Source organism: Pseudomonas sp. 05T35, from assembly GCF_056396605.1.
Window position 1 is genome coordinate 12366 of the sequence record NZ_JBFTLU010000021.1, and the last position, 14240, is coordinate 26605.

The following is a 14240-nucleotide window of genomic DNA, read 5'->3' on the forward strand; positions in this document are numbered from 1 at the left end:
TCCGTTAATTGCTTTTATCGAACAAGGAAACTGCCATGCTCCGCTCTACCCTTCGCTTCGCCGGCCTCTGTGCTGGCCTGCTGATCTCCGCCAACGCGCTGGCCCTGTCGCTGGGCAGTCTTTCCCAGGGAGAAGCCTCGGGCGGTCTCAAGGACGCCCTGGCCCAAGGGGCCGTAGCGGCCGTCACCACGCTCGGCAAACCGGGCGGTTTCAGCAACAACCCTGAAGTAAAGATCGAACTGCCGGGCAAACTGGGCAAGGTCGCCAGCAAGATGAAACAGTTCGGCATGGGGGACCAGGTCGATCAACTGGAAACCAGCATGAACAAGGCGGCGGAAGCGGCCATGCCGCAGGCCCAGGCGCTGCTGGTGGATGCGGTGAAAAAGATGACCGTGACCGATGCCAAGGGCATCCTCACCGGCGGCAAGGATTCGGCCACCCAGTACCTGGACAAGACCAGCCGCGAACAAATCCGCGCCAAGTTCCTGCCGATCGTCAAACAAGCCACCGACCAGGTGGGCCTGGCCAAGCAGTACAACTCGTTCGCCAGCCAGGCGGCAACCTTCGGCGTGCTCGATGCCAAGAGTGCCAACGTTGAAGGCTACGTGACGGAAARGGCCCTGGACGGCCTGTTCAAGATGATCGCCCAGAAGGAAGAAGGCATCCGCGCCAACCCGGCGGAAGCCGCGACCAGCCTGGCGAAGAAAGTCTTCGGCGCGCTGTAACCCTCCCCCCGCTGATCGTTCCCACGCGCGGGAACGATCAATACAAGCGTCGCCAGCTGCTACAGGGTCGCGTAACGGCTTGACTACGGGGATTAGGGCTTGCTCGCTCCCACATTAGGTTTGTGGTGTTTAATTGCATGGCGACTGCGTTCGTCACAAGCCACAGCGTCTTGCGTTGCGCCCTACACCTACGCCAGAATCCGCCGGCTTGTGCGCTTGGGCACTGGGCTCTATCGTCTCCGGGTCGCTGAAAATCAGCGATCGGGTTTGGTAGCCCGGTTTTTTTCCAAGGCGCACAGCGCCGACATTTCCACACGGTGGGCGGTTTCTTTTGGCCTACTGTTTGTTATGGCGGCTGTGCGCAGGGCGCCTTCGGGCGCACCGGTTTCCTTGGTGGCCGGGCTACCAACCTGCGTTCAGTCGCCACCCTATTGGTTGGTAGCCCATAGGTTGCGACTCCGTACACTGAGGAGTTTCGCCATGTTCAAGCCCACACCCAATCCCCCCGAAGCCGACGCCGAAAGCGTGTCCCCCTACGCGTCCCTCGACTCGAAAGAACTCCACGCCGCCGCCCACCGGGCGCTCGATCATTACCTGCTGTTACCTGAAACCAAGAAGTTGCTGACCGACCGCCGGCCCAGCTGCATCTTCGTCATCGCCCCAGAGGTCGACAGCGAAACCCTGCTGGCCCACGCCTGCGAAACCCTGGCCTCGGCCAATGTCATGGCCAGCGACCTGGCGTTTGAACTCGACGGCCCCAAGCGCAACAGCGCACTGGCGATTCAGCAGATGGTGGCCCTGGCAGAACTGGCGGTGAACCGCGCGCTGGATAACGTTGATCAGCCAGAGACTTAACACCACCACCGCGTAGGAGCTGCCGCAGGCTGCGATTTTTTGATGTTTGGATCGCAGCCTACGACCAGTCCGTTTTGATGTGTGATGACTCGCGCAAAAAGAACACCCACTCACGGCCCATCTTTTTCTTCTCGAACAGCTTCAACTCAACCAAACCGTTCAAGGTCGTGGCCGCCGTGTTGTAGGAGCAATCCAGGTTTTCCTTCACATTGACCGCGGTGAATTCCTTGGCCCTGCCGCTCTTGGCAATCTGAAACAGCGTGCGCTGCTTCTCGGTCAACTGCTCGAAAAGCCCGGATTCCTCCAGCCAGCGATCAAAACCTTCGGCATCAACCAGGCTTTTTTGATAAGCCGCCGTGAACCCGGTCACGGCCCGCAAAATCACCGAACACTGGTAATCGATGAAGTACGTCAGGTCCAGCGCGTCGCTCTCGGTATGCACATAAGACCGACCGTACTTCACCGGCGCATTGCGCAGCAGAATGCTGATCGCGATGTAGCGAAATGCCGAGAAGTCATTCTTGAACATGAACCAGTAAAACAACGCCCGCGCCACCCGGCCATTGCCATCGCGAAACGGATGCTCGTAGCCCAGGGCAAAATGCAGGGCGATGGCCTTGATCATCGGGTGCACATAATCAACGCGTAGAGGGTCGTCGTGGGGCTGGTTGATCCAGCTCGCCAATCCATCGAGCCGAGCGCTGATGCCCGTGGATGGCGGCGGTGTATGAACGGTATGGCCTTCACCATCCTGTACCACGACCTGATCATTGCTGCGAAAAAGTCCCGGCGAATACAGCGCGTCATCAATGCCTTCGACACCGACACGATGCAGTTGCCGGATCAGTTCGACACTCAATGGCTCGTGACGCTTCTCCCAGGCGAAGATCATCATTTTGTAGTTGCCGATAACCATTCGCTCGTCCGGGGTACGCGGCAGGCGATTGCGCTTGAGCATGTCCTTGGCCACCAGCGTGGTGGTCGCGGCGCCCTCGAGCTGGCTGCTGCTGATGGCTTCGTCTTCGATCAGGTCATTGAGCAGGTAACTGAAATGCGCCGTCTCACCGATATGATGAGTCATGTATTCCAGCGCGGCGGTCGTGGCCTGACGATCAACCGTCGAGAGGGTTTTCTGTGCCAGCGGTGTCAGGACGAACTGGCCCCATTGGCTCGGCTCGCCCAGCGGCAACAAACGCACGTATTGCGCCACGCGGGCCTTTTTCACCAAGGCCCAGCATAAGGTCGGATCAAGACCGGGCGGCCAGCGAAAACGCAGATCATCGAACGGCAAGTAACGCCCCTGATCATCCAGCGGCTTGAGCAGTGCCAGATAGTCGACCAGCTTTTCCTTGTGAGGCGATTGGCCGAGTGCGTCGAAAAGACTCGGGTCTATGGCTGGAGGGCTTTTTATCATCGCTGTCTCAAAAACTCGAGAAACTGAGTTATGAGTACAACATAACGACGCCCATGTCTCAATATCAGCCAAAACTGAGATATCTGTAGGAGCAATGCTTGCTCGCGATGCAGGCGACGCGGTCGACCTGATGACCGCGTTGATGCCATCGCGAGCAAGCTTTGCTCCTACGGTTCCTGTGTCAAACCGGTTCTTTCTTGACCCTGAACCACGCCGCATACAGCGCCGGCAGGAACAGCAAGGTCAGCGCCGTCGCGACGATCAAGCCGCCCATGATCGCTACCGCCATCGGGCCGAAGAACACGCTGCGTGACAACGGAATCATCGCCAGCACGGCGGCCAGTGCAGTCAGCACGATAGGCCGGAAGCGCCGCACCGTGGCTTCGATGATCGCTTGCCAGGGTTTGAGCCCGGCGAGGATGTCCTGTTCGATCTGGTCGACCAGGATCACCGAGTTACGCATGATCATCCCCGACAGCGCGATGGTCCCGAGCATGGCCACGAAACCGAACGGCTGACGGAACACCATCAGGAACAAGGTGACACCGATCAATCCCAACGGCGCCGTCAGAAATACCATCGCCGTGCGTGAGAAGCTGCGCAGTTGCAGCATCAGCAAGGTCAGTACAACCACGATGAACAACGGCACACCGGCATTCACCGAATCCTGGCCACGGGTCGAGTCTTCTACCGTGCCGCCGACGTCCAGCAAATAACCGTCAGGCAATTCGGCGCGAATCGGCTCGAGTGTCGGAAGGATCTGCTTAACCAGGGTTGCCGGTTGCTCCTTGTCATAGATGTCGGCGCGAATCGTCACGTTTGGCAAGCGGTTGCGGTGCCAGATAATGCCTTCTTCGAAGCCGTATTCCAGGGTCGCCACCTGCGACAGCGCGACACTTTTGCCGTTGTCGGTCGGCACCGCCAGGCTCGACAGCCGCGACAGTTCGGTGCGTTCGTGCAAGGTGCCGCGCAAGAGGATCTCGATCAACTCGTTGTCTTCACGGTACTGGCTGACGCTGGAACCGGTCAGTGAGCTTTGCAAGAACCTCGACAGGTTTGCCGTGCTCACGCCCAAGGCTCGCGCGCGGTCCTGATCGACGTTCAGGTACACCACTTTGCTCGGCTCTTCCCAGTCCAGGTGCACGTTGACCACATGCGGGTTCTCACGCACCTTGGCCGCGACTTTACGTGCCAGGGCGCGGACTTCTTCAATGTGTTCGCCAGTGACCCGGAACTGCACCGGATACCCCACTGGCGGACCGTTTTCCAGGCGCGTGACCCGCGAGCGCAAGGCCGGGAATTGTTCGTTCAGGGTTTCGATCAGCCAGGTGCGCAGGCTTTCGCGCTCCTCGATGGTTTTTGCCAGGACCACAAATTGCGCGAAGCTCGCTGCCGGCAATTGCTGGTCCAGCGGCAGGTAAAAACGCGGCGAACCGGTGCCGACATAGGCGACATAGTTGTCGATGCCCGCGCGCTCCTTGAGCATCGCTTCCAGGCGCTTGACCTCCTCGTTGGTGTTGCTCAACGAGGCGCCTTCGGCCAGTTTCAGATCAACCATCAGTTCCAGGCGCCCAGAAGCCGGGAAGAACTGCTGCGGCACAAAACGGAACAGCAGCACCGAAGCCACAAACAGCAGGATGGTCAACGCAATCACGGTTTTGCGACGGCGCACGCACCACTCCACCAGACGCCGGACGCGTTGATAGAACGGCGTGCCATAAGGGTCCGGCTGACCGGCACCGTGTTTGGCGGCGTGAATTTTCGCCAGGTCCGGCAGGAGCTTTTCACCGAGATAGGGCACAAACATCACGGCGGCGACCCACGAGGCCAGCAACGCGATGGTCACCACCTGGAAGATCGAGCGGGTGTATTCACCGGTGCCGGATTGCGCGGTGGCAATCGGCAGGAAGCCGGCCGCGGTGATCAACGTCCCGGTGAGCATCGGGAAGGCGGTGCTGGTCCAGGCAAAGCTGGCAGCCTTGAGCCGGTCGTAGCCCTGCTCCATTTTGATCGCCATCATTTCCACGGCGATGATCGCGTCGTCCACCAGCAATCCCAAGGCGAGCACCAACGCGCCGAGAGAGATCTTGTGCAGGCCGATTCCGAGGTAATACATGCAGGCAAACGTCATTGCCAGCACCAGCGGAATCGCCAGGGCGACCACCATGCCAGTGCGCACACCGAGGGAGAAGAAGCTCACCAGCAAGACAATCGCCAACGCTTCTACCAGCACCTGGACGAACTCGCCGACGCTGCTTTTCACAGCGGCGGGCTGGTCGGAGACCTTGCGCAGTTGCATACCGGCCGGCAGGTTTTTCTGGATACGCTCGAACTCCAGCTCCAGCGCCTTGCCGAGCACCAGAATGTCGCCGCCATCCTTCATCGCCACGGCCAGGCCGATTGCGTCCTCGCCCATGAAGCGCATGCGCGGCGCCGGTGGATCGTTGAAGCCACGGCGCACGTCCGCCACATCGCCGATACGGAAGGTCCGGTCGCCGACACGGATCGGAAAATTCCTGATCTGCTCGACCGTCTGGAAATTGCCCGTCACCCGCAGTTGCAAACGCTCACTGGAGGTTTCAAAGAACCCGGCGTTGGACATTGCGTTCTGTTCTTCCAGCGCTTGCTGCACCGTGGCCAACGGCAATCCCAGGGTGGCGAGTTTGACGTTGGACAGTTCGATCCAGATCTTCTCGTCCTGCAGCCCGAGCAAGTCGACCTTGCCCACATCCTTGACCCGTTGCAGCTGGATCTGGATACGGTCGGCGTAATCCTTGAGCACCGCGTAATCGAAACCCTCGCCGGTCAGCGCATAGATATTGCCAAAGGTAGTGCCGAATTCATCGTTGAAGAACGGTCCCTGGATCCCCGGTGGCAAGGTCTGGCGGATGTCGCTGATCTTCTTGCGCACCTGATACCAGAGCTCGGGGATCTGCGCCGAATGCATCGAGTCCCGGGCCATGAAGGTCACCTGGGATTCACCGGGGCGAGAGAACGAAACAATCCGCTCGTACTCACCGGTTTCCATCAGCTTCTTTTCAATGCGCTCGGTGACTTGCCGCGAGACTTCCTGGGCCGTCGCGCCCGGCCAATTGGTCTTGATCACCATGGCTTTGAAGGTGAACGGCGGGTCTTCGCTCTGGCCCAGCTTGGTGTAGGACAACGCGCCGACGACCGCCAGCAAAATCATCAGGAACAGTACGATCTGGCGGTTATGCAGCGCCCATTCGGAAAGGTTGAAACGCATCGGGGATTACTCCTTGACCGCCAGATTGACCACGCGGTTGGAGCGATCCACCGGCCGTACTTGCTGACCCTCGTGGAGCACATGAACGCCAGCGGCTACCACCCAGTCGCTGGGGTTGAGGCCGTCAAGCACCGGCACGGTTTTCTCACCGAAGGCGCCGACACGAACCGGGGCCTTTTTCAGGGTGTTGTTGGCACCGACGACCCAGACGTACGTCGCGCCGTTTTCTGCGGTGAGCGCCGAGAGCGGCACCGACAGCGGCACCACGTCAGCCAGTTGAATGAATACCCGGGCGCTTTGGCCAAGCTCGGCCGGCACCWTGCCAGCGCTAAAGGTGATGCGCGCGGCAAAGGTCCGCGACTTTGGATCGGCGGCCGGCGACAGTTCACGAATGCTCCCGGCGAACCGCTGGTCTTGCTGGGTCCAGAGTTCAACGGTGACCGGCTGGCCCACCTTGAAACGGCCGAAGTTTTGCTCCGGCAGGCTGATCAGCACTTCACGCTCGCCGTCGGTGGCCAGGGTGAAGGCGGTTTGCCCGGCGGCCACCACTTGCCCGACTTCCACGGAGCGCTTGGCCACGACACCGTCATGCGGGGCGCGCAGCACGGCGTAGCTGGCCTGGTTGCTGGCCACGTCGAATTCGGCCTTGATCTGCTTGAGCCGTGCTTCGCCGGAGCGGTAGAGATTTTCAGAATTGTCGTACTGCGAGCGGCTGACCATCTGACGGTCCATCAGGGTCTTGTAGCGATCACGCTCGGCACGCACCAGGTTCAGGTTGGCCTCAGCGGCAGCAACCTGCGCTCGGGTCGCTTCCAGTTGCAGGCGCACGTCCTGGGGATCGAGTTCTGCCAGCGGCTGGTTGGCCTTGACCCGCTCACCTTCCTCGACCAGTCGTCGGCTGACCTTGCCACCAATACGGAAGGCCAGGTCTGGCTCGTAACGCGCGCGAACTTCGCCGGGATAGCTGTCCATCGCCTGCGCGGAAGGCTCTGGCTGAACCACCATGGCCGGACGCACGGTGACTTGCGCCGGCTCTTCATGGCCGCACGCAGACAACAAGAACGCCAGGCTGACTGGCAAGGCATAGCGGAACATGGTGAACGACCTTTCGCTAATGGAGCTTGGAATATTTATACTGGCCGGCATGTTATTAATAGCAAACTCACCAGTCCAGTATTAAAGCGAAAAATGTCCAACAATCTTCCTGCACCCAACGGCCCCGGCCGCCCGAAGGATCTCGCCAAGCGCCAGGCGATCCTCGAGGCGGCAAAGCGTCTTTTTCTAAGCAATGGTTACGCAAGCACCAGCATGGACGCGGTGGCGGCTGAGGCCGGAGTATCAAAGCTGACCGTTTACAGTCACTTCAACGACAAGGAGACGCTGTTCTCCTCTGCCGTGATGGCCAAATGCGAAGAGCAATTGCCCACGCTGTTCTTCGAACTGCCCGACGGCATGCCGATCGAGAACGTGCTGTTGAACATCGCCCGAGGCTTTCATCTACTGATCAACAGCGATGAATCGGTGAACCTGCATCGCCTGATCATGACGCTGGGGAGTCAGGACCCGAAACTCTCGCTGATCTTCTTCGAGGCAGGTCCGCAGCGGATGTTGCAGGGCATGGAGCGCTTGCTGACGAAGATCGACCAGATCGGCGCCTTGAGCATCGACAAACCGCTGAATGCCGCCGAGCACTTCTTCTGCCTGCTCAAAGGCGCGGCGAATTTCCGCTTGCTCTACGGCTGCGGCGAACCCTTGACCGGGGACGCGGCCGAGGCTCACATACAGGAAGTGGTGGGGTTGTTTATGCGGGCGTATCGGCCGGATTCGGTCTGATAGATAGGTAGCGTCTGGGCGGACGCTATCGCGAGCAGGCTCGCTCCCACATTAGGCCAACGTCTTTAAATAAGAACGCGGTCAACTGTGGGAGCGAGCCTGCTCGCGATGGGAGCAACACGGTCTTAAGGCTTGAGCGCTTTCTTGGGGTAGATGTCGTAGCGGCTGGATTTGCCGTCCAGCGCATGGCTCGGCTTCGGCCCTTCGATGCAGGGCGCCTTGCGCGGGCGTTTGACCACCACCCGGTGGCTGGCCAGTGCAAGTGCGGCTGCGAGCAGTGCCGGTGCGTCCGGGTCATCGCCTACCAACGGGCGAAACAGGCGCATTTCCTTCTTCACCAACGCGGTTTTCTCACGATGCGGGAACATCGGGTCGAGGTAGATCACCTGCGGCGGCTCACCTTCCCAATTGCGCATCAACTCGATCGAGTTGCCCTTGAGCAAGGTCATCCGCGCCACAATCGGCGCCACCTCAAAATCTTCCGCCGCGCGGGCCAGACCGTCTTCGAGCAACGCGCCAATCAACGGCTGACGCTCGATCAGGCTCATTTCACAGCCAAGACTGGCCAATACAAAACCATCCTTGCCCAGCCCTGCCGTCGCATCCAGTACCTTTGGCCGCACGCCTTGAGCGACACCGACAGCCTTGGCGATCATCTGGCCGCTGCCACCACCGTACAACCGGCGATGGGCCGCGCCGCCCTCGACGAAGTCCACCCGCACCGGGCCCGGTGCGTCCGGGCCGAGCTGTTGCAGCTGCAAACCATGCTCACCCACTTGCAATGCAAACTCGGCATCGTCCAGCAGCAACGGCAAGTTCAATCGCTCGGCCCAGTGCTCGGCGCGAGCCTGAAACGCTTCGGCCAGGGCCTGGACTTTGATACGGCTGGCCGCGGGTTGCTCACTCATCAGAAAACACACTCAAAAAATTAATGATCGGCAAAAACGGCCGATAACAAAACTATCGAGCATTTTGCCAGAGCTGAGCGTCGACCGAGAGAAATGTCAGACATTCAACGCACATCAGTAGGCTACATCTCGCCCCACGGCGATTATGGCCTGCGTAATTCCCAAGCACTGAGCGGCGTCAGTCACCTGTGGCAGGATTTTTTTGCCCAGGCACTGGCCGAGCATTTGGGCGATGCTGCACCGGAGCCTGGCAATTACACCCCCGTCGCCATCGATGGCCCGGTCGAACCGACCGTTGGCGCGGAATTGCTCGAACACATCGTCACGCAGCGCACCTGCGACGTGAAGGACACCGAAGTCCGTCCGCCTGAGCCGCTGTTCCTGCCGATTGCCGAGTTCGAAATGGACCTGGCCGATAAACCATTCCCGCCGTTCCCGCCGCAAGAAATTCTCGCGCAACAGAAGCAACAAGACTTCGAAAGCGCCTGGGTGCGCCCGATCGTCCTGGCTGCCGGTCAGCCATTGCCCGCGCCAGGCCCGGCACCGCAACCGCGTCCGTTGCATCTGCCGATTGCCGAGTTCGAACTCGATCTGCTGGATAAACCGGCAACCCCTTACCCGCATGAAGAGTTGGTCGAGCAACAGAAGCAATTCGACTTCGATAACGGCTGGGCCCGCCCGATCGTCCTGCAAAACCTGCGCATCGCCGCCTGAGCCTCAACTTCAGCCTCAGCGACACACCCACCACGGCCCGACATCCAGATGAAAATGGTTGCGATGAGCGGTGTTGTAGTCCGGGCTCAACACCACGCTGAACATGTCACACGCGCCATCGCGAACCTTGCGTAGAAAACGCGCATCGTCATTGTCCTTCGGCCAGTCCCGCAGCACGCTGATACTGCGCCCGTCCGCCAGGCGAAAGCCGGCGATATCCAGTGCATCGGCCGTCGCGTGCTGGCTGCGCGAGCCGTTTTCGAGGTTGTACATGTTGCGGCAGGCAAAACTGCCGAGGTGATCGACCCGCGCTACCGCCTGCCCATACATGGCCTGCGCCGCCGGTTGCAGGGCATGCCGCTCGAACAGCACAAACGCCACCGCCAGCGGGCAACTGGCGAGGAAGCTGCTGCTCAGCGCCACCTCGCCGCCCTGCACGCGCAGGGTGTTGTTCAGCGGGCAATCGACGTCCGGGTTGCTGTCGGCCTGGCGGCTGTACTTCAACCCGGCACCGTTGAGCACCTGGTCGCAGAGTTCAGGGTTATCGCGCAGTCTCATCAATTTGAAGCGGGTCAGCAGGTTCGGCGTGGCCCGGACATCCAGCGGCGCCCAAGGGTTCCAGGCCGCCGGCAACGGCAGCCAACCGCGCCAGACACCCACCAGCAACCCGCCCATCACCAACACCACCGCCAACAGCACTTTCAGAAACCGCACGACAACTCCCTGTGGGTCAGCCTTTGAACAGTTGATTGATCTGCCCGAACGGCAGCGCGCGGTCGGCAAAATCGAAGGTGCCGTGCGACTGAATTTCCTGAGCGGCCTGATAGAACGCACCGTAGGCGGCACGGGCCATGGCCGAGCCGACGCTGATCCGTTTGACGCCCATTTCACTGAGCTGCGCAACGTTCAACTTGAGACCGCCGGACATCAGCACATTGACCGGTTTCGGCGCCACGGCGCGGACCACCGCCAGTATCTCTTCAGCGTTGCGCAGGCCCGGCGCATACAGCACATCGGCGCCCGCCTCGGCAAAGGCCTGCAAGCGGCGAATGGTGTCGTCCAGGTCCGGATTACCGTGCAGGTAATTCTCGGCACGCGCGGTCAGGGTGAACGGGAACGGCAAACTGCGCGCCGCCGCAACGGCCGCCTCGATCCGCGCGACGGCGTGTTCAAAGCAGTAAATCGGGCCGTCTTCACGGCCGGTAGCGTCTTCGATCGAGCCACCGACCGCGCCGGCAGCGGCGGCACGCAGCAGGCTCCCGGCGGACTCTTGCGGGCTGTCGGCAAAACCGTTTTCCAGATCGACTGCGACCGGCAGATCGCTCGCGGCGACAATCGCCCGAACGTTGACCAGTGTCTCTTCGAGTTTGACCGCGCCATCCGGGCGGCCCAGCGAAAAAGCATAGCCAGCACTGGTGGTTGCCAGCGCCTGGTAACCCAGGCCGGCCAGCATTTTTGCCGAACCGGCGTCCCACGGGTTGGGGATCACAAAAGCTCCGGCACCTTCGTGTAAGGCCTTGAAGGCCTGAGCTTTAAGGGTTTGCACATCCATTGGCTCACTCCTGCAGAAGGGAAAGACCCGTCGTCAGAGCAACCCAAGCTGCTCGGCGGCGGGTTCTCTGTATAGCTCAGGCAGCGCCGGCAAGCCAGGCAAACGCGCCATCAACCGAGTATGAAAGCGTTGCGCCAACGCGGCGGCCAGCAGGTTGTCGGCGGTGTGCAGGAAGATGTACGGCGTGCGGCCCTCCTCGATCCATTCGGCGATTTTCTCGACCCACGGCGTCAGGAACGTATCGTTGGCTTCAAGCAGCGGATGACCGATGAAACGCACCTGCGGGAATTGAGTAAAAGCCGCCGGACGCGGTGGCACCTTGGGCTTTTTCGATTGCGCATGAAGCACTGAAGGTTCAGTCGACGTGCAACTGAACAGCGCCCGTGGATCAAGGCAAATGCGCTCCACACCACGATCCAGCAACAGCCGATTGAGCCTGCGCTCGGCATCGCCTTTGGCGAAGAAGTCCCGATGCCGCACTTCAACGGCCAACGGCCGCTGCACCCCATCGATAAACCCGGCCAGCTCGCCCAGCCGTTGCGGGGTAAAGGCTGCCGACAGTTGCAACCAGAGCGGTGAAACCCGCTCACCGAGCGGGCTGAGCAATTGCACGAAGGTTTCGGCGGCGCTCAGTTGCTCGCGCAGGTCGCCGCCATAGCTGATGTCGCCGGGGAATTTGGCGGTAAAACGAAAGGTTTCGGGCATCGTCTGCGCCCAGCGCTCTACCGTCGCCGGCGCAGGGCGTGCGTAGAACGTGGTGTTGCCTTCAACGGCGTTGAACACCTGTGAGTACAGGCCGAGAAATTCATTAGGGCGGGCGTTTTGCGGATACAGGTACTCGCGCCAGGCGTTTTCGCTCCAGGACGGGCAACCGAGGTAATAAGGCAACCGCATCAGATGTGCAGGTCGAGACCCAGCACTTCCATATCCCAATCGACGAAAGCTGCGGTACTCAGATAGCTGGCCAGGGCCATCGCCACGCTTTTGCTCATGGCACGGTGGTAGATCATGTCCTGCTGACGGGCGGGAAGATTGCTCAGGCGTTGCGCAGAAGCCTTGGCGGCGCGGGCGGCCAGTTGCTCCTCAGAAGGAAACTCCTGCTCGCCATCGATATCCTCGAGGGACTCGTCCACCGACACATCGCCTTTGCGTGGCTTGCGCTTGATGGGGTAGGACTGAGAGGCAAAGCCGTCTATGCGCATAGTTACAAACTCGCTATCGATGATGGCAATTTAGCGGCACTTACCGGTGTGCGCAAATTCCCAAGTGATAACTAGAGCACAGAAACCGGAAAAGGTTTAAAAGCGCGCGTTAGAAACTGACCATTGGCCGGGATTGGAATGCTGATGGTGGGAAGCGTGTTCAACCCTGTGGGAGCGAGCCTGCTCGCGAAGACGGTTTCACATTCAACAGTGATGTTGACTGACACACCGCTTTCGCGAGCAGGCTCGCTCCCACATTACTGCGGATTACCGGGCTTTGGGAGTTGCCACTTTGTCGCGCAGGTAAACCGGCTGCGCGTCGTCCGCCGGGATGCCTTCGCCGCGTTCCCAGGCAAAACGGGCCAGGGTCAGCAAGTCTTCGGCGTGAGGCAACATGCTGGCATCCTGGCCGATCAGGTTGACCGCGATGCGCTCGCCATAGCCCCAACCGGTACCCGCGCCGAACCAGTCGCCCGAGGCCTCTGCCGGCAATGCCGCGACTTCTGGCGGCAACACCGCCTCAGCCCCCACCAGCCGCATTTCGCCGGCGGTTTCGCGGTAGCACCCCCAATAGACTTCATCCATCCGCGCATCGATGGCCGCCGCGACCTGATGTGCACCGTGCTCGCGCAATGCGCGCTGCGCCAGTACCCCCAGGTTGGACACCGGCAACACCGGACGATCCAGCGCAAATGCCAGGCCCTRAACCACGCCAATGGCGATTCGCACGCCAGTGAACGCACCCGGGCCGCGACCAAAGGCAATCGCATCGACCGCTTGCAAGGTGGTGCCTGCATCCGCCAGCAACTGCTGGATCATCGGCAACAACTTCTGCGCATGCAGGCGCGGGATCACCTCGTAATGACTCGTGACCTTGCCGTCATGCAGCTTTCTCAGCTCAGCGCTTCAAGCACCTTGCCGGTGATCGCTTCAACCGAACCGACGCCTGCAATGTGGCTGTACTTCGGCTTGCCTTGGGCAGCCGACAGTTGCTGGTAGAAATCCACCAGTGGCTTGGTCTGGGAATGGTAGACCGACAGACGATGACGCACGGTTTCTTCAGTGTCGTCTTTACGCTGCACCAGCGCTTCGCCGGTGACGTCGTCCTGGCCCGCGACTTTCGGCGGGTTGTAGACGGTGTGGTAAACGCGGCCGCTGGCTTCGTGTACACGACGACCGGCGATACGCTGGACGATTTCCTCGTCATCAACGGCGATTTCAACCACGTGATCCAGTTCTACACCGGCATCGACCAGGGCTTCAGCCTGAGGAATGGTGCGCGGGAAACCGTCGAACAGGAAGCCGTTGGCGCAATCAGGCTGGGCGATACGATCCTTGACCAGTGCGATGATCAGGTCGTCGGAGACCAGRCCGCCTGCGTCCATGATGCTCTTGGCTTTAATGCCCAGCTCGGTGYCGGCCTTGACGGCAGCACGCAGCATGTCGCCGGTGGAGATCTGTGGAATAGCGAATTTTTCAGTGATGAACTTAGCCTGAGTACCTTTACCGGCCCCGGGAGCTCCCAGCAGAATGACGCGCATCGATGTGCTCCTCAATTTCTTATTTAGATAACGATCGGATTTGCCGCGTGGGGCCAATCTCAAAAATAGGGTCGTGGGCCGCCCAAACGGCCAAAGGCTGATCAAGATACACAGCAGGCCCTGACCACACAAGCCGCCGAAAGTCGGAGCAACCCGTGCCTGTTACGCCCTGGCGAGGAGGCGATCCAAGTCGCAACCCCATAACAAAGTGTCGCCTGACAAGTGCGACCGGCCCCCGCGGACCGGTCG

At 60.5% G+C, this 14240-nt stretch carries 14 protein-coding genes; 4 read left to right on the forward strand and 10 right to left on the reverse strand.

Going from position 1 to position 14240, the window contains the following annotated elements:
- Positions 1 to 35: 35 nt before the first annotated feature.
- Positions 36 to 725, forward strand: a complete 690-nt coding sequence (locus AC1DH9_RS02965) for a DUF4197 domain-containing protein (protein WP_477807781.1) — start codon at positions 36 to 38, stop codon at positions 723 to 725.
- A gap of 480 nt (positions 726 to 1205) precedes the next feature.
- Positions 1206 to 1580, forward strand: a complete 375-nt coding sequence (locus AC1DH9_RS02970; RefSeq protein WP_427533458.1) for a DUF6124 family protein — start codon at positions 1206 to 1208, stop codon at positions 1578 to 1580.
- A gap of 58 nt (positions 1581 to 1638) precedes the next feature.
- On the opposite strand, the gene AC1DH9_RS02975 is transcribed toward AC1DH9_RS02970, so the two are convergent.
- The 3 genes from AC1DH9_RS02975 to AC1DH9_RS02985 form a co-directional block, all read right to left on the reverse strand.
- On the reverse strand, positions 1639 to 2994 hold the full coding sequence (locus AC1DH9_RS02975; RefSeq protein WP_442114452.1) for a Fic family protein: 1356 nt from the start codon (positions 2992 to 2994) through the stop codon (positions 1639 to 1641).
- A 181-nt stretch (positions 2995 to 3175) separates the two neighbouring features.
- The gene (locus tag AC1DH9_RS02980) at positions 3176 to 6241 is read right to left on the reverse strand and encodes an efflux RND transporter permease subunit (protein WP_427541043.1); all 3066 of its coding nucleotides are present in this window, start codon (positions 6239 to 6241) and stop codon (positions 3176 to 3178) included.
- Positions 6242 to 6247: 6 nt separating this feature from the next.
- Positions 6248 to 7336 (reverse strand): efflux RND transporter periplasmic adaptor subunit, encoded by a 1089-nt coding sequence (locus tag AC1DH9_RS02985; protein ID WP_477807782.1) that lies wholly within the window; start codon positions 7334 to 7336, stop codon positions 6248 to 6250.
- Between the two features lie 93 nt (positions 7337 to 7429).
- On the opposite strand from AC1DH9_RS02985, the gene AC1DH9_RS02990 reads away from it, so the two are divergent.
- The gene (locus AC1DH9_RS02990) at positions 7430 to 8074 is read left to right on the forward strand and encodes a TetR/AcrR family transcriptional regulator (RefSeq protein WP_427541049.1); all 645 of its coding nucleotides are present in this window, start codon (positions 7430 to 7432) and stop codon (positions 8072 to 8074) included.
- Between the two features lie 125 nt (positions 8075 to 8199).
- Here the strand turns inward: AC1DH9_RS02990 and AC1DH9_RS02995 are convergent, their stop codons facing one another.
- On the reverse strand, positions 8200 to 8982 hold the full coding sequence (locus AC1DH9_RS02995) for a class I SAM-dependent methyltransferase (protein ID WP_103315531.1): 783 nt from the start codon (positions 8980 to 8982) through the stop codon (positions 8200 to 8202).
- Between the two features lie 93 nt (positions 8983 to 9075).
- Between AC1DH9_RS02995 and AC1DH9_RS03000 the strand changes: the two genes are divergently transcribed.
- Complete coding sequence (locus tag AC1DH9_RS03000) at positions 9076 to 9696, forward strand: energy transducer TonB (protein WP_427541052.1); 621 nt, start codon at positions 9076 to 9078, stop codon at positions 9694 to 9696.
- A gap of 15 nt (positions 9697 to 9711) precedes the next feature.
- Here the strand turns inward: AC1DH9_RS03000 and AC1DH9_RS03005 are convergent, their stop codons facing one another.
- The 6 genes from AC1DH9_RS03005 to adk all read right to left on the reverse strand — a co-directional run bounded on the left by AC1DH9_RS03005 (position 9712) and on the right by adk (position 13991).
- Entirely contained in the window at positions 9712 to 10410 is a 699-nt protein-coding gene (locus AC1DH9_RS03005) for an extensin-like domain-containing protein (RefSeq protein WP_427541055.1), read from the reverse strand.
- Positions 10411 to 10426: 16 nt separating this feature from the next.
- A complete protein-coding gene (locus AC1DH9_RS03010; RefSeq protein ID WP_427541058.1) occupies positions 10427 to 11248 on the reverse strand; it encodes an isocitrate lyase/PEP mutase family protein in 822 nt (273 codons plus the stop codon).
- A gap of 33 nt (positions 11249 to 11281) precedes the next feature.
- Complete coding sequence (locus tag AC1DH9_RS03015) at positions 11282 to 12142, reverse strand: DUF72 domain-containing protein (protein ID WP_427541060.1); 861 nt, start codon at positions 12140 to 12142, stop codon at positions 11282 to 11284.
- Positions 12142 to 12450 (reverse strand): hypothetical protein, encoded by a 309-nt coding sequence (locus AC1DH9_RS03020; protein WP_427541063.1) that lies wholly within the window; start codon positions 12448 to 12450, stop codon positions 12142 to 12144. Before AC1DH9_RS03020 ends, AC1DH9_RS03015 begins: the two co-directional genes overlap by 1 nt.
- A 267-nt stretch (positions 12451 to 12717) precedes the next feature.
- Complete coding sequence (gene tsaB, locus AC1DH9_RS03025) at positions 12718 to 13347, reverse strand: tRNA (adenosine(37)-N6)-threonylcarbamoyltransferase complex dimerization subunit type 1 TsaB (RefSeq protein WP_477807789.1); 630 nt, start codon at positions 13345 to 13347, stop codon at positions 12718 to 12720.
- Positions 13344 to 13991: an adenylate kinase gene (gene adk / locus AC1DH9_RS03030; protein ID WP_477807783.1), complete on the reverse strand. Its 648-nt coding sequence runs from the start codon at positions 13989 to 13991 to the stop codon at positions 13344 to 13346. The genes tsaB and adk overlap by 4 nt, the downstream gene beginning before the upstream one ends.
- Positions 13992 to 14240: the final 249 nt, after the last annotated feature.

Excerpts from the sequence above, each read along its gene's own strand:
- AC1DH9_RS02990 (WP_427541049.1), top strand. The coding sequence starts at position 7,430 with ATGTCCAACAATCTTCCTGCACCCAACGGCCCCGGCCGCCCGAAGGAT.
- AC1DH9_RS03010 (WP_427541058.1), bottom strand. The coding sequence starts at position 11,248 with ATGGATGTGCAAACCCTTAAAGCTCAGGCCTTCAAGGCCTTACACGAA.
- AC1DH9_RS02995 (WP_103315531.1), bottom strand. The coding sequence starts at position 8,982 with ATGAGTGAGCAACCCGCGGCCAGCCGTATCAAAGTCCAGGCCCTGGCC.
- AC1DH9_RS03020 (WP_427541063.1), bottom strand. The coding sequence starts at position 12,450 with ATGCGCATAGACGGCTTTGCCTCTCAGTCCTACCCCATCAAGCGCAAG.
- AC1DH9_RS03015 (WP_427541060.1), bottom strand. The coding sequence starts at position 12,142 with ATGCGGTTGCCTTATTACCTCGGTTGCCCGTCCTGGAGCGAAAACGCC.
- AC1DH9_RS02980 (WP_427541043.1), bottom strand. The coding sequence starts at position 6,241 with ATGCGTTTCAACCTTTCCGAATGGGCGCTGCATAACCGCCAGATCGTA.
- AC1DH9_RS02975 (WP_442114452.1), bottom strand. The coding sequence starts at position 2,994 with ATGATAAAAAGCCCTCCAGCCATAGACCCGAGTCTTTTCGACGCACTC.
- AC1DH9_RS02970 (WP_427533458.1), top strand. The coding sequence starts at position 1,206 with ATGTTCAAGCCCACACCCAATCCCCCCGAAGCCGACGCCGAAAGCGTG.
- AC1DH9_RS03000 (WP_427541052.1), top strand. The coding sequence starts at position 9,076 with ATGTCAGACATTCAACGCACATCAGTAGGCTACATCTCGCCCCACGGC.